Source organism: Ferrimonas sp. (assembly GCF_048263965.1).
GTDB lineage: Bacteria > Pseudomonadota > Gammaproteobacteria > Enterobacterales > Shewanellaceae > Ferrimonas.
The window spans coordinates 1-13770 of record NZ_JBLXDO010000029.1; the positions used below are offsets into that span (position 1 = coordinate 1).

At 58.1% G+C, this 13770-nt stretch carries 11 protein-coding genes; 2 read left to right on the forward strand and 9 right to left on the reverse strand.

What is annotated here, in order from left to right; translation table 11 throughout:
- Positions 1-260: 260 nt before the first annotated feature.
- A complete protein-coding gene (locus ACN0RV_RS18120) occupies positions 261-791 on the forward strand; it encodes a GNAT family N-acetyltransferase (protein WP_417349840.1) in 531 nt (176 codons plus the stop codon).
- Positions 792-821: 30 nt separating this feature from the next.
- Here ACN0RV_RS18120 and ACN0RV_RS18125 read toward each other — a convergent pair whose 3' ends face one another.
- From ACN0RV_RS18125 to ACN0RV_RS18165, 9 genes are all read right to left on the reverse strand, one after another.
- A complete protein-coding gene (locus ACN0RV_RS18125; protein ID WP_417349842.1) occupies positions 822-2144 on the reverse strand; it encodes a sensor histidine kinase in 1323 nt (440 codons plus the stop codon).
- Complete coding sequence (locus ACN0RV_RS18130) at positions 2141-3472, reverse strand: sigma-54-dependent transcriptional regulator (RefSeq protein ID WP_417349844.1); 1332 nt, start codon at positions 3470-3472, stop codon at positions 2141-2143. The genes ACN0RV_RS18125 and ACN0RV_RS18130 overlap by 4 nt, the downstream gene beginning before the upstream one ends.
- 66 nt (positions 3473-3538) lie before the next feature.
- The gene (locus ACN0RV_RS18135; protein WP_417349846.1) at positions 3539-4741 is read right to left on the reverse strand and encodes an ABC transporter permease; all 1203 of its coding nucleotides are present in this window, start codon (positions 4739-4741) and stop codon (positions 3539-3541) included.
- 9 nt (positions 4742-4750) lie between these two features.
- On the reverse strand, positions 4751-6064 hold the full coding sequence (locus tag ACN0RV_RS18140; protein WP_417349848.1) for an ABC transporter permease: 1314 nt from the start codon (positions 6062-6064) through the stop codon (positions 4751-4753).
- A gap of 10 nt (positions 6065-6074) precedes the next feature.
- The gene (locus ACN0RV_RS18145; protein WP_417349850.1) at positions 6075-6788 is read right to left on the reverse strand and encodes an ABC transporter ATP-binding protein; all 714 of its coding nucleotides are present in this window, start codon (positions 6786-6788) and stop codon (positions 6075-6077) included.
- Positions 6789-6799: 11 nt separating this feature from the next.
- Positions 6800-8053 (reverse strand): efflux RND transporter periplasmic adaptor subunit, encoded by a 1254-nt coding sequence (locus ACN0RV_RS18150; RefSeq protein WP_417349852.1) that lies wholly within the window; start codon positions 8051-8053, stop codon positions 6800-6802.
- A 199-nt stretch (positions 8054-8252) separates the two neighbouring features.
- Positions 8253-8774: an adenylate kinase gene (locus ACN0RV_RS18155; protein WP_417349853.1), complete on the reverse strand. Its 522-nt coding sequence runs from the start codon at positions 8772-8774 to the stop codon at positions 8253-8255.
- Between the two features lie 107 nt (positions 8775-8881).
- On the reverse strand, positions 8882-10420 hold the full coding sequence (locus ACN0RV_RS18160; RefSeq protein ID WP_417349854.1) for an AbgT family transporter: 1539 nt from the start codon (positions 10418-10420) through the stop codon (positions 8882-8884).
- A gap of 302 nt (positions 10421-10722) precedes the next feature.
- The gene (locus tag ACN0RV_RS18165) at positions 10723-12003 is read right to left on the reverse strand and encodes a tyrosine-type recombinase/integrase (protein WP_417349855.1); all 1281 of its coding nucleotides are present in this window, start codon (positions 12001-12003) and stop codon (positions 10723-10725) included.
- 126 nt (positions 12004-12129) lie between these two features.
- On the opposite strand from ACN0RV_RS18165, the gene ACN0RV_RS18170 reads away from it, so the two are divergent.
- Positions 12130-13728: a S16 family serine protease gene (locus ACN0RV_RS18170; protein WP_417349856.1), complete on the forward strand. Its 1599-nt coding sequence runs from the start codon at positions 12130-12132 to the stop codon at positions 13726-13728.
- The last annotated feature ends 42 nt before the right edge of the window (positions 13729-13770 follow it).

Genomic DNA, 13770 nt, shown 5'->3' on the forward strand with positions numbered 1-13770 from the left:
CCAGGCATGCGGCTTCCAGTTTGAACTCCGCAGTGAATGAGCGACGCTTTCTTGTCATTGAACACCTCTTGTTACGGTGGCGACTTTACCACCTAAAGCGGTGTCCGGGATCATTAAACCACTACATACCTCTGAAGTGCTGTTTTGACTGCTCTGATTGGCCGTTCGCGCCTGTCTAGACTATCCATGCTGATGTACTATGCGCCGACTTTATCAGTGGTTCACTATCGCAGCATGCGGCTGTTTCACAGGGAGCTTTAATGACAATACCCGTTATCAAAACACAGAGGCTCACCCTCAGAGGGTGGAACAATAGCGATGCAGAGGCCTTATCTGCACTCAATGCCGATCCTCGGTTTGTCCAATACCTTGGCAATGGGCAGCCTTTGTCCCGCGAAGACAGTTGGCGGGTTTTGGCCGTATTTGCCGGTCATTGGGCGCTAAAGGGTTTCGGCCTCTGGGCTGTAGAGCTTGCCGAGACAGGTGAACTCATTGGCCGTGTAGGTTTATGGGAGCCGGAAGGTTGGCCAGGGGTCGAGTTGGGCTGGGGGATCAGCCCCAAGCATTGGGGGAAAGGTTATGCCACCGAGGCGGCAAATGCGTCGCTCCAGTGGGCGTTTGATCATTTAAAGTTGGCTTCGGTAATCAGCATTATTCACCCTGACAACCACGCCTCTAAACAGGTCGCAGGGAGAATTGGTGAAACCTACAGCCATACGCAACCCATCAGGCAGATAGATTGCGAAATCTACACGATCACCAAAGCGGATTACGCAGAAAGAAACCAATAAACGACCGTTGTCGACAGGGCATGAATGGGCTTAATCATTGTTACGTCCCGGCAGCCAAATCGCTGCCTTTAAGCCGCCACCCTGGCGGTTTTGCAGCTGAATCTGGCCACCGTGGGCTTCGGCAATCTCCCTGCAAAGCGCCAAACCCAGACCGGTACCCTGATGTTTGGTGGAGTAGAAGGGCAGCAGTGCCTGATCCAGTACAGCCGGGTTCATGCCGCTGCCTCTGTCCCTGACCACCATCTGTACGCCAACATCATCGGCAATGACGGACAGGGTGATTGCTTCCTTATCGCTGCCGCTTTCCGCGGCATTTTTCAGCAGGTTTACCAGCACTCGCTCCACCTGACTGGGGTCAAACCAGCCTGGGTGTTTGGGTAGGCTCCCCTGCAGGTGAAACCCATACTGCGCCGACAACCCGTGGATAAACTTCGTCCAGTCTACCGCTTCGGGGCGCGGGGCAGGAAGCTTGGCGAAGGTGGCGTAGCCCTGAATGAATCGATTCAGGCTGTCACAGCGCTCTTCGATGGTGTTGAACACCCTGTGCAGCCTGGGATCGCTCTGTGCATCCAACAGGGCTCGGCCACTGTGGCTCATTGAACTGATGGGCGCCAGGCTGTTGTTGAGTTCGTGGCTGATTACCCGGATCACCTTCTTCCAGGCCGCCGCTTCCTGTCGGGCCAGCTCCCGGGTCAGACAGCGGGCCAGGATCAGCCGGTGGGCTCGATTGTGCAGTTGGAACCGGCCCTGCACCAGATGATAGGTGTCGCTGCTGCCTTCGCCGAGCTTTAGCTGGTACAGACCATCCTGATGAGCCCTTAGCATGTCGCCCACCGCGTCTGGTTGATTCTGCAAAAGCACATCGAGAGACAGGCCCTCCAGCTGGCTTTGACCGAAAAACCGCTCGGTTTCCCGGTTTGCCAGAATAATGCGGCGATCCTGATCGGTCAGCAGCACCATCACCGGCGAGTTTTGTATCACCTTATCGAGGATCAACTCCCGTTGGTGCAGGGTGTAGCGCTCCTGACGCAGTTTGACCGCCATCTGGTTGTAGTGGGTCGACAGTGCTCTGATCTCCGGTGACCCTCGCACCGGCAATGAGGCACTGAAATCGGAATCGGAAAAATTGAGCACACCGGCCTCCAGAGACGCCAGGCCTTGGCGCAGCGGCCGGGTCAGGTAGAACAGCAGGCTGACCAGAGGCAGGAAGAGCAGGGTGACCAATACCGCCAGTTCCACCCAGGCGGGCATCGGTCCAAAGCTGGGAAGAAAGAGTTGTATCGCCTTGGCGATGACCGCAGCCAGTACAGCGGCCAGCAGCGACATCACTACAAGCAGGAGTCTCAGGCTCAACGTTCCATCCCCAATTTCTCCATTCGGCGGTAGAGTTGCTGACGTGACACGCCCAGCGCTCGTGCCGCCCGGGCGATCACGCCGCCATGACGGGCCAACGCCTGGGTAATAGCCTGGCTGTCCAGCTCAGTCGGTGCGATTGCCGCAACCGGTGGTGGTACCTGCAGGGCCAGATCACTGGCGGTGATCTTTCCGTTCTGATTCAGCAGACTGGCTCGAGAAATGGCGTTCTCCAGTTCACGAACGTTACCCGGCCAGGGGTGGGCCAACAGGGCCGCTTTTGCGTCCTCCTGTAACTCGGCTTTATCGCCGAGGAAATGATAGGCCAGAGGCAGGATCTCTTCGGGGCGCTCCGCCAGTGGCGGCAGGGCAAGTTGCACCACGTTGAGCCGGTAGTAGAGATCCTCGCGAAACCCACCGGCAGCGATGGCGGCAGGCAGATCGGCGTTGGTGGCACTGATCACCCTGACCTTGACCTTACGGGTCTGGTGGCTGCCGAGACGCTCAAACTCACCGGTCTGCAGTACCCGCAGCAACTTTACCTGACCGGACAAGGGCAGATTACCCAGCTCATCCAAGAACAGGGTGCCACCGTCGGCCGCCTCAAAGCGGCCAACCCGGGTCTTGCTGGCGCCGGTGTAGGCGCCGGCCTCGGCCCCAAAGAGCTCTGCCTCCATCAGTTCTGCGGGCAGGGCGCCGACGTTCACCTTGATAAAGGGTTTGTCACTCAGGGGCGAGTTTGCCTGGAGAATGTCGGCGATCCGCTCCTTGCCTGCGCCATTGGGGCCGGTGATCAGCACCGGAAGATCCGAAGGGGCCACCCGGGTGGCGGTCTCCAGCAGGGAGACCATGGCCGGGCTGTGCACCTGCATGCCGCAGAGGTCAAAGCCTGAGAGTTGGTTAAGCTGGTTGGCCTGCTGATACTGGCGGGCACGCTCCTGTCTGCGCAGACGGGAGAGTTCCAGCAAGTTGCTCACCGTCAGGCGCAGCTTTTGGTCATCCCAGGGCTTACCCAGGTAGTCCGCCGCGCCAGCCTTGACCAGCTCGACCGCCATGGCCAGATCGGTCCAGGCGGTGAGTAAAATGATGGGCAAGCCAGGTTGTTTGGCCTGAAGCTGGTGGAAGAGGGTGCGCCCCTCCTCACCGGAGGTGGTGTCAGCACTGAAGTTCATGTCCTGAATCACCAGGGCAATCTCCTCCTGCTCCAACACCTCCAGTGCCTCGTCAGGAGAACTGCAGCACAACGGGCTGTGGCCATCGAGCTCCAGCAGCAAAGAGAGGGCCTCTCCGATTGCCGGGTTATCGTCGATGATTAAGATCCTGTCCATGGCCACACTTCTCCTTGATGGGTTCCCCATAGGTTACGGATTTTTAACATAGTATCCAGTACCCCATTAAACTGACCGGGTGGCCAGCGCCGGGGAGATACGTGCTGCTCGCAGTGCCGGGGCCGCCGCAGCCATTTGGCTCAGTACCACCAAGCCTACCAGGGTGGTCCAGAGGTAGAACAGCGGCAGTCGGGTCAACTCATAGTGGTTCATCAGATACTGGCTGAGCGCCAAGGCGCCCAGGCTGCCGAGGAAGACGCCCGCCAGGCAGATCATCAGGTTTTCCGTCAGGAAATGGCGAACGATGGCGCTGCGGGTGGCGCCCAGGGCGCGACGAGTGCCAATCTGTTTGCGGCGTTGACCCACGCTGTAGCTGGCCAGCCCGACCACACCCAGGGCGGTGACCACCAGCAACAGCACAATCACCACCCCCAGCATCTTGGCCATGGCGTTGTCGTTGCGATAGGCCCGGTCACGGATCTGATCAAAGGTACGCAAACCGCTGATCACCCGATCCGGGTCCACCTTGAGTAAGGTCTCCTCGATCAGCTTCAGTACCTCGTCCCGCTGTCCCGCTTCGGCGCGCACCAGGTAACGGGCGAAGAAGGAGGCGTTCTCCATGGGGATGAGGGCGCTGGCATAGGTATGATTCCTGTGGGTCCAGGGAGTCTGCAACCTGTCGTAGACCCCTATGACTTCGATGGGGGTCTCTCGCAGGTACACCTGTTTGCCCACGGCACTGTCGCCAGGAAAATAGAGCTCGGCGGCGTAGCGGCTCAGCATCACCTGGGTAGGCAGGGCACCCATTTTGAAATCGGTCATGATGTCGTTGGCGGTAAAGGCCCGGCCCTCCACCAGGCTCAAGCCCAGGGTGGTAAACAGGTGCTCATTACCCTGGAAGTAGCCGACATTCAGATCCACCCCGTTATCATCCAGGCTGGAGGTGATGGTGGTGGAGCTGCCACTGTTGGTCAGGGGGATCTGGTTACTGGCCGACGCGTCGATAACATCGGGGATGGCACGAAGAGCCTGTTCATCCTGGCGCCGCTGATTGATGAAATCCTTGTCCATGTGCATCTCGGACACGGTGAAGCCAATGAGCTCGGATTCGGCAATGCCGGTGTCTCTGGCCATTAACTCCAGGCGCTCCTGGATAATGTGGCCCGCATTGGCCACCACCGCCAGGGTCAGGGCCAGTTGCAGTATGATCAGTAACGGCCCGCTCTTACTGCGCAGCAGGGCTGAGAAGATGGGTTTTATCTCAAACATGGTGTTCTCCTACTGGCTTTTGAGGTAAGTGGCAGGGTTGGTCCGGCCGATGCGCCAGGCCGGAAACAATCCGGCAAGCAGAGCCGCCACCAGGGACAGCGCCATCAGCGCCGCCAAGATGGTGAAATCCATCCGCGCCAACTGGTCATAGCCGGGGTAAAGCTGTCTCAGTCCCGCCAGGCCAAACAGGGAGAACAGGCTGCCCAACAGGCCTCCCAACACACCAATCACCATCACTTCCATCAGGTGCTGCGCCAGGATCTGGCTTTGACTGGCACCCAACGCCCGGCGAATACCGGCGTGGTTGGCCCGGCGCAGAAACTTCGCCAGCAGCAGCCCGACCATATTCACCAGACACACCAGCAGGAACAGGAAAGAGAGTGCCAGCAGGATACGGTTGTCCTCGCTGACCACCTCGTTGTATTCCAGCCACTGACCCACAGTACGAAGGCTGGCGTTGGCGGTTTCCGACGGGAAGCGCCCCAAAGCCTTCTGCTGCTCGATATAGGCCGTCAGCTGCTGCAAATAGGCTGACTTGTGCTCAGGCCCATCAAGTTCGACCCAGTACTGAACCCAATACTGCTCTGACGTGAGCCTGTCTGCATAGCTGTTGATCTCCTCCTGTTTCCAGCCGTTGGTGTTACCCCAGGCCTCGACCTCGTGCACCGGCAGCAGGCTGAAGGGGATAAACATCTCCTCGTGCATATGGAAGGCGCCGTTGTTGACGTCATAGAACAGCGGCTGGGGCCGGTAGTCTTCGACAATGCCCACCACGGTGTAGCTTTTGCCATTGGCATCGATGGTCTTGCCGACGTTGTCGCCCCCGCCAAACAGCTTGTCGTTAAGGCTCTGACTGATGACAGTGACCGGGGAGGCAAGCTGATCCTGTTCAGCACTCCAGGGAGCGCCGTGGATAAAGCTCACCTCGAACATGGGAAAGAAGTCGCGGGTGGCGGCGCGGCCATCGGCAATAAAGGGGTAGGCATCGGGCTTGGTTGGTTTCACGGTAAAGCCGGTGCGAATCATGGGAGACTGACGCACCGGTCCTGCCTGTTGACTCAGGTTAGCCGCATCCTGATAGGTGATCTGGTAATAGAGCCCATCCTCGGTGCCGGTATTGTGGGTGTCTGCGTGACTCTTGAGCTGCAGGGCATAGAGTCGGTCATCCTTGTGGGCCATGGGGTTATGGCTCATGGTGTAGTGCACCGTCAGGCTGGTTCCCGCCGTGCCTATGCCAATGGCGATGGCCAGCACCATCAGGGCGCTGATCACCGGGCTCTGTTTCAGGCTGAGCCAGGCCAACTTCAGGTAGTAAGCAAGCATGGTTGTCTCCTCAGGCCTGGGCGGCTGCGGTTTCCGGGGCACGACGGCGATTGAGCATCGCCAGATCGCACACCTGGCCGTCGACGATGTGGATGTTTCGCTGAGTCTGGGCCGCCTGCTCGGCGTCGTGGGTCACCATGATGATGGTGGTGCCATTGCGGTTGATGTCGCGCAGCAGTTCCATCACCTGACGGGCCATCATGGAGTCCAGGTTGCCGGTGGGTTCATCGGCCAGCAGGATACGCGGTTCACCGGCCAGGGCTCGGGCGATGGCGACACGCTGCTGCTGTCCGCCGGACAGCTGTGATGGCAGGTGCTTCATCCGGGCCGCCAGACCGACCTGTTCCAGTGCCTGCTCGATGCGGCGCTTGCGCTCGCTGGCATTAAATCCGCGATAGCGCAGGGGCACATCCACGTTGTCGAACAGGTTGAGGTCCGGCAACAGGTTGTAGCCCTGGAAAATGAAGCCAATCTTCTCGTTACGCAACTGGGAGCGCTCCCGGTCGGTGAGCATGCTGATCTCTTCACCATCCAGGTAGTAACGGCCACTGCTGGCGCTTTCCAGCAAACCGGCGATGTTCAGGAAGGTGGTTTTGCCTGAACCGGAAGGACCGGTCACCGCCACAAACTCTCCCTCTTTCACCTCCAGATGAAAGCCTCTCAGGGCGTGGGTTTCGATAAGGTCGGTGCGAAACACCTTGCCAATGTTATCCATGTGCAGCATGAGGCACTCCTTTATTTGATGATGATCTCGCTGCTCTGAAGCAGCCCTGAGAGATCGGAAATGATGATCTGGTCGCCAACGCTGAGCCCGTCGACAACTTCGACGTGGGTCAGGCTGGTGGCGCCCAGTGAAAGCGGGGTCTTGTGGGCCAGCTGCCCCTCCACCCGGTATGCGATTCGGCCATGGCCGGACTGAACGAAGGCGCCGCGGCGCACCATCAGCACATTTTCCAGAGACTCCAGCAGAATTCGGGCTGTCAGCCGCTGATTCTGACGCAGACGCAGGTCGCTGCCGTCGAAACTGACGCGCACCGTGACCTGATTGGCGACAATCTCCGGAGAGATCCCGGCGATCTCGCCTCTTACCGCCTGTCCGCCAACGGACAACTCCACTGGCATGGTTAGTCCCAGTTCGTCGGCGTAACTCTCGGGTACTTCAAGCTCTGCCTGGTAGTCGGTCAGACTGACCACGGAGAGCAGCGCCTGGTTATCCGCGACCTGTTCGCGCTCCTCCACCAAGGTGTTGCCCACCAGGCCGGAAAGCGGAGAGAGTAGGGCGAGGGCATCCACCTGGCGGCTGAGTTCGGCGACTTTGAGGTTCTGTCGCTTCAGCTCCACTTCGGCGGCCTGTTGCTCGAATTTCAGGGTATCGCGGGCCAGGGCAATCTCCTGCTTGGCGTGATGAAAGGCGATCTTGGCGCTGGCAAACTCATCCTGGGCTTTCTGGTGGTCGATGTCGCTGATGAGGGAGGTTTGCGCCGCTTTGTCGGCCCGGCGTTTCTCCCGCTCCGCCGCCACCAGTGTCACCTTGGCCTGATCCAGCCGACGTTGAAGTTCCAGTTCCTTACGGCGGGCGTCCAGTTGCCGGCGCTGAAGACCCAGGGCCAGGCTGGCTGCTACTGCCTGCTCCTGGGACAGTTCCGATTCCAGCTCAGGGCTGTCAATCACCGCCAGAGGTTGACCTGTCTCCACCAGTTGACCCGGCTGAACCTTCAAGGAGATGCGCCCGGCGGAGGGGCTGTAGATCACCGGTGCATTGGCGGCGACGATGCGGCCGCGGGCGGCAATTTCACGAACCATGTCGCCACGCTCAACGGTGGCCAGTTGCAGCCGGCTGCCGCGCACGCTTTGTTGACCCTGACCATAGCTCGCCCAGAGATAGCCGCTGCTGGCCAACACCAGGCACAACCCAAAGGCCGGCGCCAGCCAGCGGCGCTTAGGCTTGCTCTGGCGGGAGACATCTTGTCCTGAGGTATCCTGAATCATCACAGTGTCCGTTTGTAACTGATTTATCGATTACTGTTACGTTTGCAGGAGCTGTGCCAACAGGAATGAAATCGCCTAATGCACTGTAATACTAAGATATTATTGGTTTGCCAGGGTGGGGTGGTGGTGTCCGGTCTGTCCGAAGTGTCCGGTGCGGACACTTTTACTGTCCGCACACGATCGCAGGCTGGAAAAGCACTTATGTCTGTTTGATGACTTGTTTGGAGAAACCCTCTAATTCCTTGAGCGAGCGGATGACATGCAGCGCTTTGTCTTCACAACGCGCCTTAAGCTGAACCAGAAACTTTTCATTCCAAAACCCTGGGCACAAACGCAGGGTCTTGTAGCTTTGAATGCTACCTTTGATCACCGAACTGCCTTCCGGCCATCCTTTGGGCTTGATGATCGCGCCCTTTAGCATCCGTTTGGTCACCAACCAGTAGCTAATCGGATAGGGCAAATCGATGTAGATCACCGTATCAGCGTGTTCAATCTGTTTGTTCAGGAGCCCCGGAGTACCAAAGCCATCGATGATCCAGCGCTCTGACCTCAGTACTAGATCATGCTCCCGTGTATAGTCGTCACTTCCCCTTCTTGAGCCATCGGGGTGATACAGGATGGAATCTAACGGGTACAGAGGCATGGCTCGGGCCTGGGAAAGCTGCCTGCTTAGGGTGGACTTGCCGCTACCTGGCTTTCCAATCACAACGACTTTTTTCACCTTAACTCCGACTGACCGTTTTAATTATCGATTTGTGCTCAAATCTGGTGTCTGTGTCGCTCCTCAACGGGGGGCACCATCGGGCTATTCTTCCTAGGGTACTGAGATTACAGCCCATAGGTATAGCTGGCATTCAGCCCCAGAGGCAGGCCAAGGCTCCAGTACAGCAGCAACCACAGGGTCCAACACGCCAGCAAGGCAATAGAGTAGGGCAGCATTGCGGCAATCAGAGTGCCAATGCCGGTACTCTTAACGTATTTTTGGCAATAGACCACCACCAGGGGAAAGTACGGCATCAGCGGCGTGATGATGTTGGTTGAGGAGTCGCCGATACGATAGGCCGCCTGGGACAGATCCGGGGAGATGTTCAACTGCATCAGCATCGGCACCAACACCGGCCCAATCAGCGCCCACTTTGCGGAAGCGCTGCCCATGAACAGATTGACAAAGCCAACCAGGATCACCAGTCCAACTATGGTTACCGTGGCGGGCATGCCCAAGGACTCCAGGAAGGCGGCGCCTTTTACCGCAATAAGCACCCCAAGATTTGAAGCCGAAAAGGCGGCAATGAACTGGGCGCAGAAGAAGGCCATGACGATGTAGGCGCCCATGCCTTCCATCGATTTGGTCATCGCCCTGATCACATCGACAGAGCGACTGAACTGGCCATTGAGGTAACCAAAGACCACGCCCGGTATCACAAAGAAGATAAAGATGAGGGGCACAATGGACTTCATCAGCGGTGCACTGAAGCTCGCCAGTGAGCCGTTGGCATCACGCAGGGTAGAGTTTTCGGGAAAGGCAGCCAGCGCCACCAATGCCATAGCCAGAAGCATAGACAGATTGGCCCAGCGAAATGCGCGGTTCTCCTGGGCGGAGATGCCGTCCATCTCTGGTGTGTCCACATCGTCATTCAGCGGCGCAGACGTCAGCAGGCGAGGCTCCATCACCTTGTCGGTCAGATACCAGATGATCAGGATGATTGGGATGGTCGAGGAGGCGGCAAAGAACCAGTTGTTCAGTGGATTCAGGCTGATGTTGGGGTCTATGGTCTGCGCAGCGGCTTCGGTAAAGGACTGCAGCAACGGGTCGATGGCCGACGGAATGAAGTTGGCACAAAAGCCGCCGGACACCCCGGCAAAGGCCGCCATGATTCCGGCAATGGGGTGACGGCCCATGGCATAGAAGATCACGCCAGCTAGAGGAATGACCACCACATAGCCAGCATCGGTGGCGGTGTGAGAGACAATGCCGACCACGGCCACGGCGGGGGTCATCAGTTTTGCCGGGGTCACCTTGAGCATCTTTTTGAGCGCAGTATTGATAAACCCCGAGTGTTCTGCCACGCCAACACCCAGCATCGACACCAGCACGACGCCTAAAGGGGCAAACGCGGTAAAGGTGCCCACCAGGTTGGTGAGAAACACGGTCAGGGCTTCAGCGGTAAGCAGGTTGGTGATCACCACGGCTGAGCCACTGCGCGGATCAATTTCGGTAAAACTGAAACCGGACAGTGCGGCGGAGACTGCCCACACCAGCACCATCAAAATAAGAAACAGCATCGCCGGGTCGGGCAGTTTGTTGCCAACGACTTCGATGCCATCCAATACTCGGGTTAACCCGCCACGACCGGGGACTGAGCTCATCTGTTGTTCTTTCCTTTTAATGGCAGGAGACCACACCGCGACTCCCTGGGTAGGTCTTTCTAACATCGTTAGTTTTCAGAACATTATCAAGTTCAGGGCTGGATATTCATGACGCGCCAAATTCAAGCTAGGGCAGCGCTGTAGGGAATGAGTCTCTGTGTGACCAAGCGTGGGCCGGTTTGGCAAGATTGGAGAGCCTTAAATGTAATTTACCATAATATACATTGTGCGCATATTGGTATGGGAGCCTCAGGCACTGGGGCTGTCGCTTGCCCCAATGCCGATAAATGGCGTTATCGGCTTTACCGGGCCAAGGTGTCCATGGGTTTGCGCGCTGCGGTCTCGTGGCGTTCAACCCGGCTGGTGTGCAGATAACGACTGGTGGTATCGATGCTGTCGTGTCGTGCGTCCGCCTGCACATGGGACAATGGTCGGCCGTGCAGATTGATGTCGTGACTGATGCCTGTGTGGCGCAAACTGTGGCTGGAGAGCGCGCGCATCTCCGCGGCGTCCTGACTCATTCCATTTGCCTCTGCCAATTCAGCCGCCGCGACAATCACCGCGTCGATGATCTCCCTCAGCTGACGAATCCCCAGATTGGCCTGGCGAACCCCGGCGTCCCGGCCACGGCCCGACGCCTTGTGACGGATAAGCAGCGGCGTCTGTTCGTCCGGCCCCGGCAGTTCACTGAGCCCTAGGAAGATTCGGTAGCGTTTCAGCGATGCCAGCAGCTGATCGGACACCGCCACAGTGCCGGATTTGCCCGACTTGCTCATGGGCACAAAGAATCCCCAGACACCGGTCTTTCTGTCGCGGCGAAACTGACCCATCACCGGTGTGTATCCAGGCCTGGCAGCCACCTCTGAGATTCGCAGATAACAGCTGTACATCAAATGAATCAGAAAACGCGTGCGCTCATGCACCTCTGGCTCCGCTTCGGCCATCCGGTCGCAGCACTCCATCACATAGGACCACTGCAGTTCACTGAAGGCTTTGAGCTGCTCATCGTCTTCGCCGGCACGTTGATGCTGCTGGCTCAGCTTATAGCGACCGGCCCGCAGCAAGATGGCCGCCGGGTTGCGATCCAGGAAATCCACGTCGATGAGATAGCTGAAAAACGCCGACAGCAGCGCCAGCTTAGTACGTATCGCCGAATGCGACAGTTGATAAGCCAAAGGCTCACCGTCTTTGAGTTTGCCCAAAAATGGCCGCCACTTTTCATTGGGAGTGCGTTCTCCCTGTACCTCCTTAAACTGAGGCAGATTGCAAAAGCCAATCTGCTCCATGGGCGGCTGCCGACAATACTCCAGGTAACGGGACAGCACCTGCCTGTCGACCTGAACTATGGTGCGCTGCTCTACCTGCCACAGCCAGTGAAGGAAGATGGTCAGTTCGCTGCGGTGACTCTTGAAGTTGTTCTCTATGCTGCGCTGTTCCAGCAGCCAGTCATAGCAGTGTTCATAGGTCACTCCAGCGTCATCAATGCCGCTTTGAATAAGCCGAGCCAGATATTGATTGACGCTGTGATTGGGGTGTTCGAACCGACTCAGGGTATCGAACAGTGGCATGGCCTTAGGTGTCATTTTTCCGCGCTTCGCCAAGTAACTGTATGCATATACAGTATCACGTTCCAAAGGTACTGCAAGGTCCTCAGTTTTGGTTAACAGTTATGGTATAGTCGCCCCTTTTCCCCCTTGGAGACCGGCCACTTGGTCAATCGGCAACATTATCGGCTCAGTGCAGTTCAACTGGCCATTCAGTTCGGCTCAGACGCCGGCTTTCATCCGCAGCCTGATGCTCCCCTTCTGCTGGGACAGGAGCGGGTCGTCGGCAGTTGGCAGGCGCTGTGTCAGCGCAGTGACCAGCATCTCTATCTGGCCACCCTACCCGGCCTGGATCCACTGGCACTGATCGACCAGCTCAATCACGGCGATGAGCGGTCAACCAAGATGGTTGATCGCATCCTCAGCCGAGCCGCACTCTATGGTGATCGCACCAAACCCGGCCTGCTCAGCTTCGAAGGCTTACTGCTGTTGCCGGTCGAGTTCCTGCTGGAGCGACCCGCAAACTGGTGGCCTCTGAGGCAGGCTTTGGCCCGCGGCTTCTATCTGGATGAGCAGAATCAGCGACATCAGGTTCGTTGCCAGCTGGTGCTGATCGGCTCCAATGGGGATTACGACAACCTCTGTGGCTTCGACCAGGACTTCGGCGACCTGATTGGCCTCTATGCCGAGTGTCAGCCGGAGCTGGACATCAGTGTTGAAGGCGCCCTGCCCCGTTGGCTCAGCGCCGTGGCGACCCTGTGCAGTGAACTGTGCGGCCGCCCCCTCTCTCTGGGGGCCGCGCAGCGACTGGCCAGCCATGCCAGCCGCCTGGTAGAGCACCAGGGCAAGCTGAGTCTGAGCTGGGCCGAGATGACCCGGTTGCTCAAGCGCCTGGATTCCTCCGGCCTCAATGAGGTCACCGAGCAAGAGATTGAGCAGGCCCTGATGGCCCAGACCCAGATGCACAATGCCATCGAAGAGAGCTCTCACGAGTCCATTCTCGAACAGATGGTGCTGGTGCAGACTCAGGGTGAGATGGTTGGCCAGGTAAACGGGCTGACCGTCGTCGACTACTGCGGCCACAGTTATGGCGAACCGGCGCGCATCACCACCACGGTGCATTATGGTGACGGTGAAGTGGCGGACGTGGAGCGTAAGTCTGATCTGGGCGGAAACATCCACGCCAAGGGGATGATGATCCTCTCAGCCTGCCTCTATCGACTCTTTGGCCGGGATGCCCCCCTGCATCTCAACGCCAACATCGTGTTTGAACAGTCCTATCAGACCATCGATGGCGACAGTGCCTCCCTGGCGGAGTACTGCGCCCTGATCTCCGCCATCACCGATGCCCCCATTGCCCAGAACCTGGCACTGACCGGTGCGGTTGACCAGTTTGGCAATGTTCAGGCCATTGGCGGCATCAATCAGAAGGTGGAGGGCTTTTTCCGGGTTTGTGACAGCCGTGGTCTTACCGGAGACCAGGGTGTGATCCTGCCTACAGCTAACGCGCGTCAGCTGAATCTCTCTAAAGACGTGATTCAAGCAGTGGAACAGGGGCGCTTCCACCTCTATCAGGTCGATAAGGTGGAACAGGCCCTGGAGTTGGTGTCTGATATCCCGCTGGCCGAGGCTGACGACCAGGGTCGCTACCCTGAAAACAGCCTGTATGGCAAGGTTCAACAACGTCTTGAACAACTGGTCGGGTCAGAGGATGACCACCCAACTCTGTGGGAAAGATTAAAAAATCGTCTCGGATTCAGCTGATCGGAGTTGTTCAGAGAACAGGTGTTCGCTAATCTGTCGTCA

Coding starts and splice junctions, on each gene's coding strand:
- ACN0RV_RS18160 (WP_417349854.1), bottom strand. CDS start 10,420: ATGAGCTCAGTCCCCGGTCGTGGCGGGTTAACCCGAGTATTGGATGGC.
- ACN0RV_RS18140 (WP_417349848.1), bottom strand. CDS start 6,064: ATGCTTGCTTACTACCTGAAGTTGGCCTGGCTCAGCCTGAAACAGAGC.
- ACN0RV_RS18150 (WP_417349852.1), bottom strand. CDS start 8,053: ATGATTCAGGATACCTCAGGACAAGATGTCTCCCGCCAGAGCAAGCCT.
- ACN0RV_RS18165 (WP_417349855.1), bottom strand. CDS start 12,003: ATGACACCTAAGGCCATGCCACTGTTCGATACCCTGAGTCGGTTCGAA.
- ACN0RV_RS18145 (WP_417349850.1), bottom strand. CDS start 6,788: ATGCTGCACATGGATAACATTGGCAAGGTGTTTCGCACCGACCTTATC.
- ACN0RV_RS18130 (WP_417349844.1), bottom strand. CDS start 3,472: ATGGACAGGATCTTAATCATCGACGATAACCCGGCAATCGGAGAGGCC.
- ACN0RV_RS18135 (WP_417349846.1), bottom strand. CDS start 4,741: ATGTTTGAGATAAAACCCATCTTCTCAGCCCTGCTGCGCAGTAAGAGC.
- ACN0RV_RS18120 (WP_417349840.1), top strand. CDS start 261: ATGACAATACCCGTTATCAAAACACAGAGGCTCACCCTCAGAGGGTGG.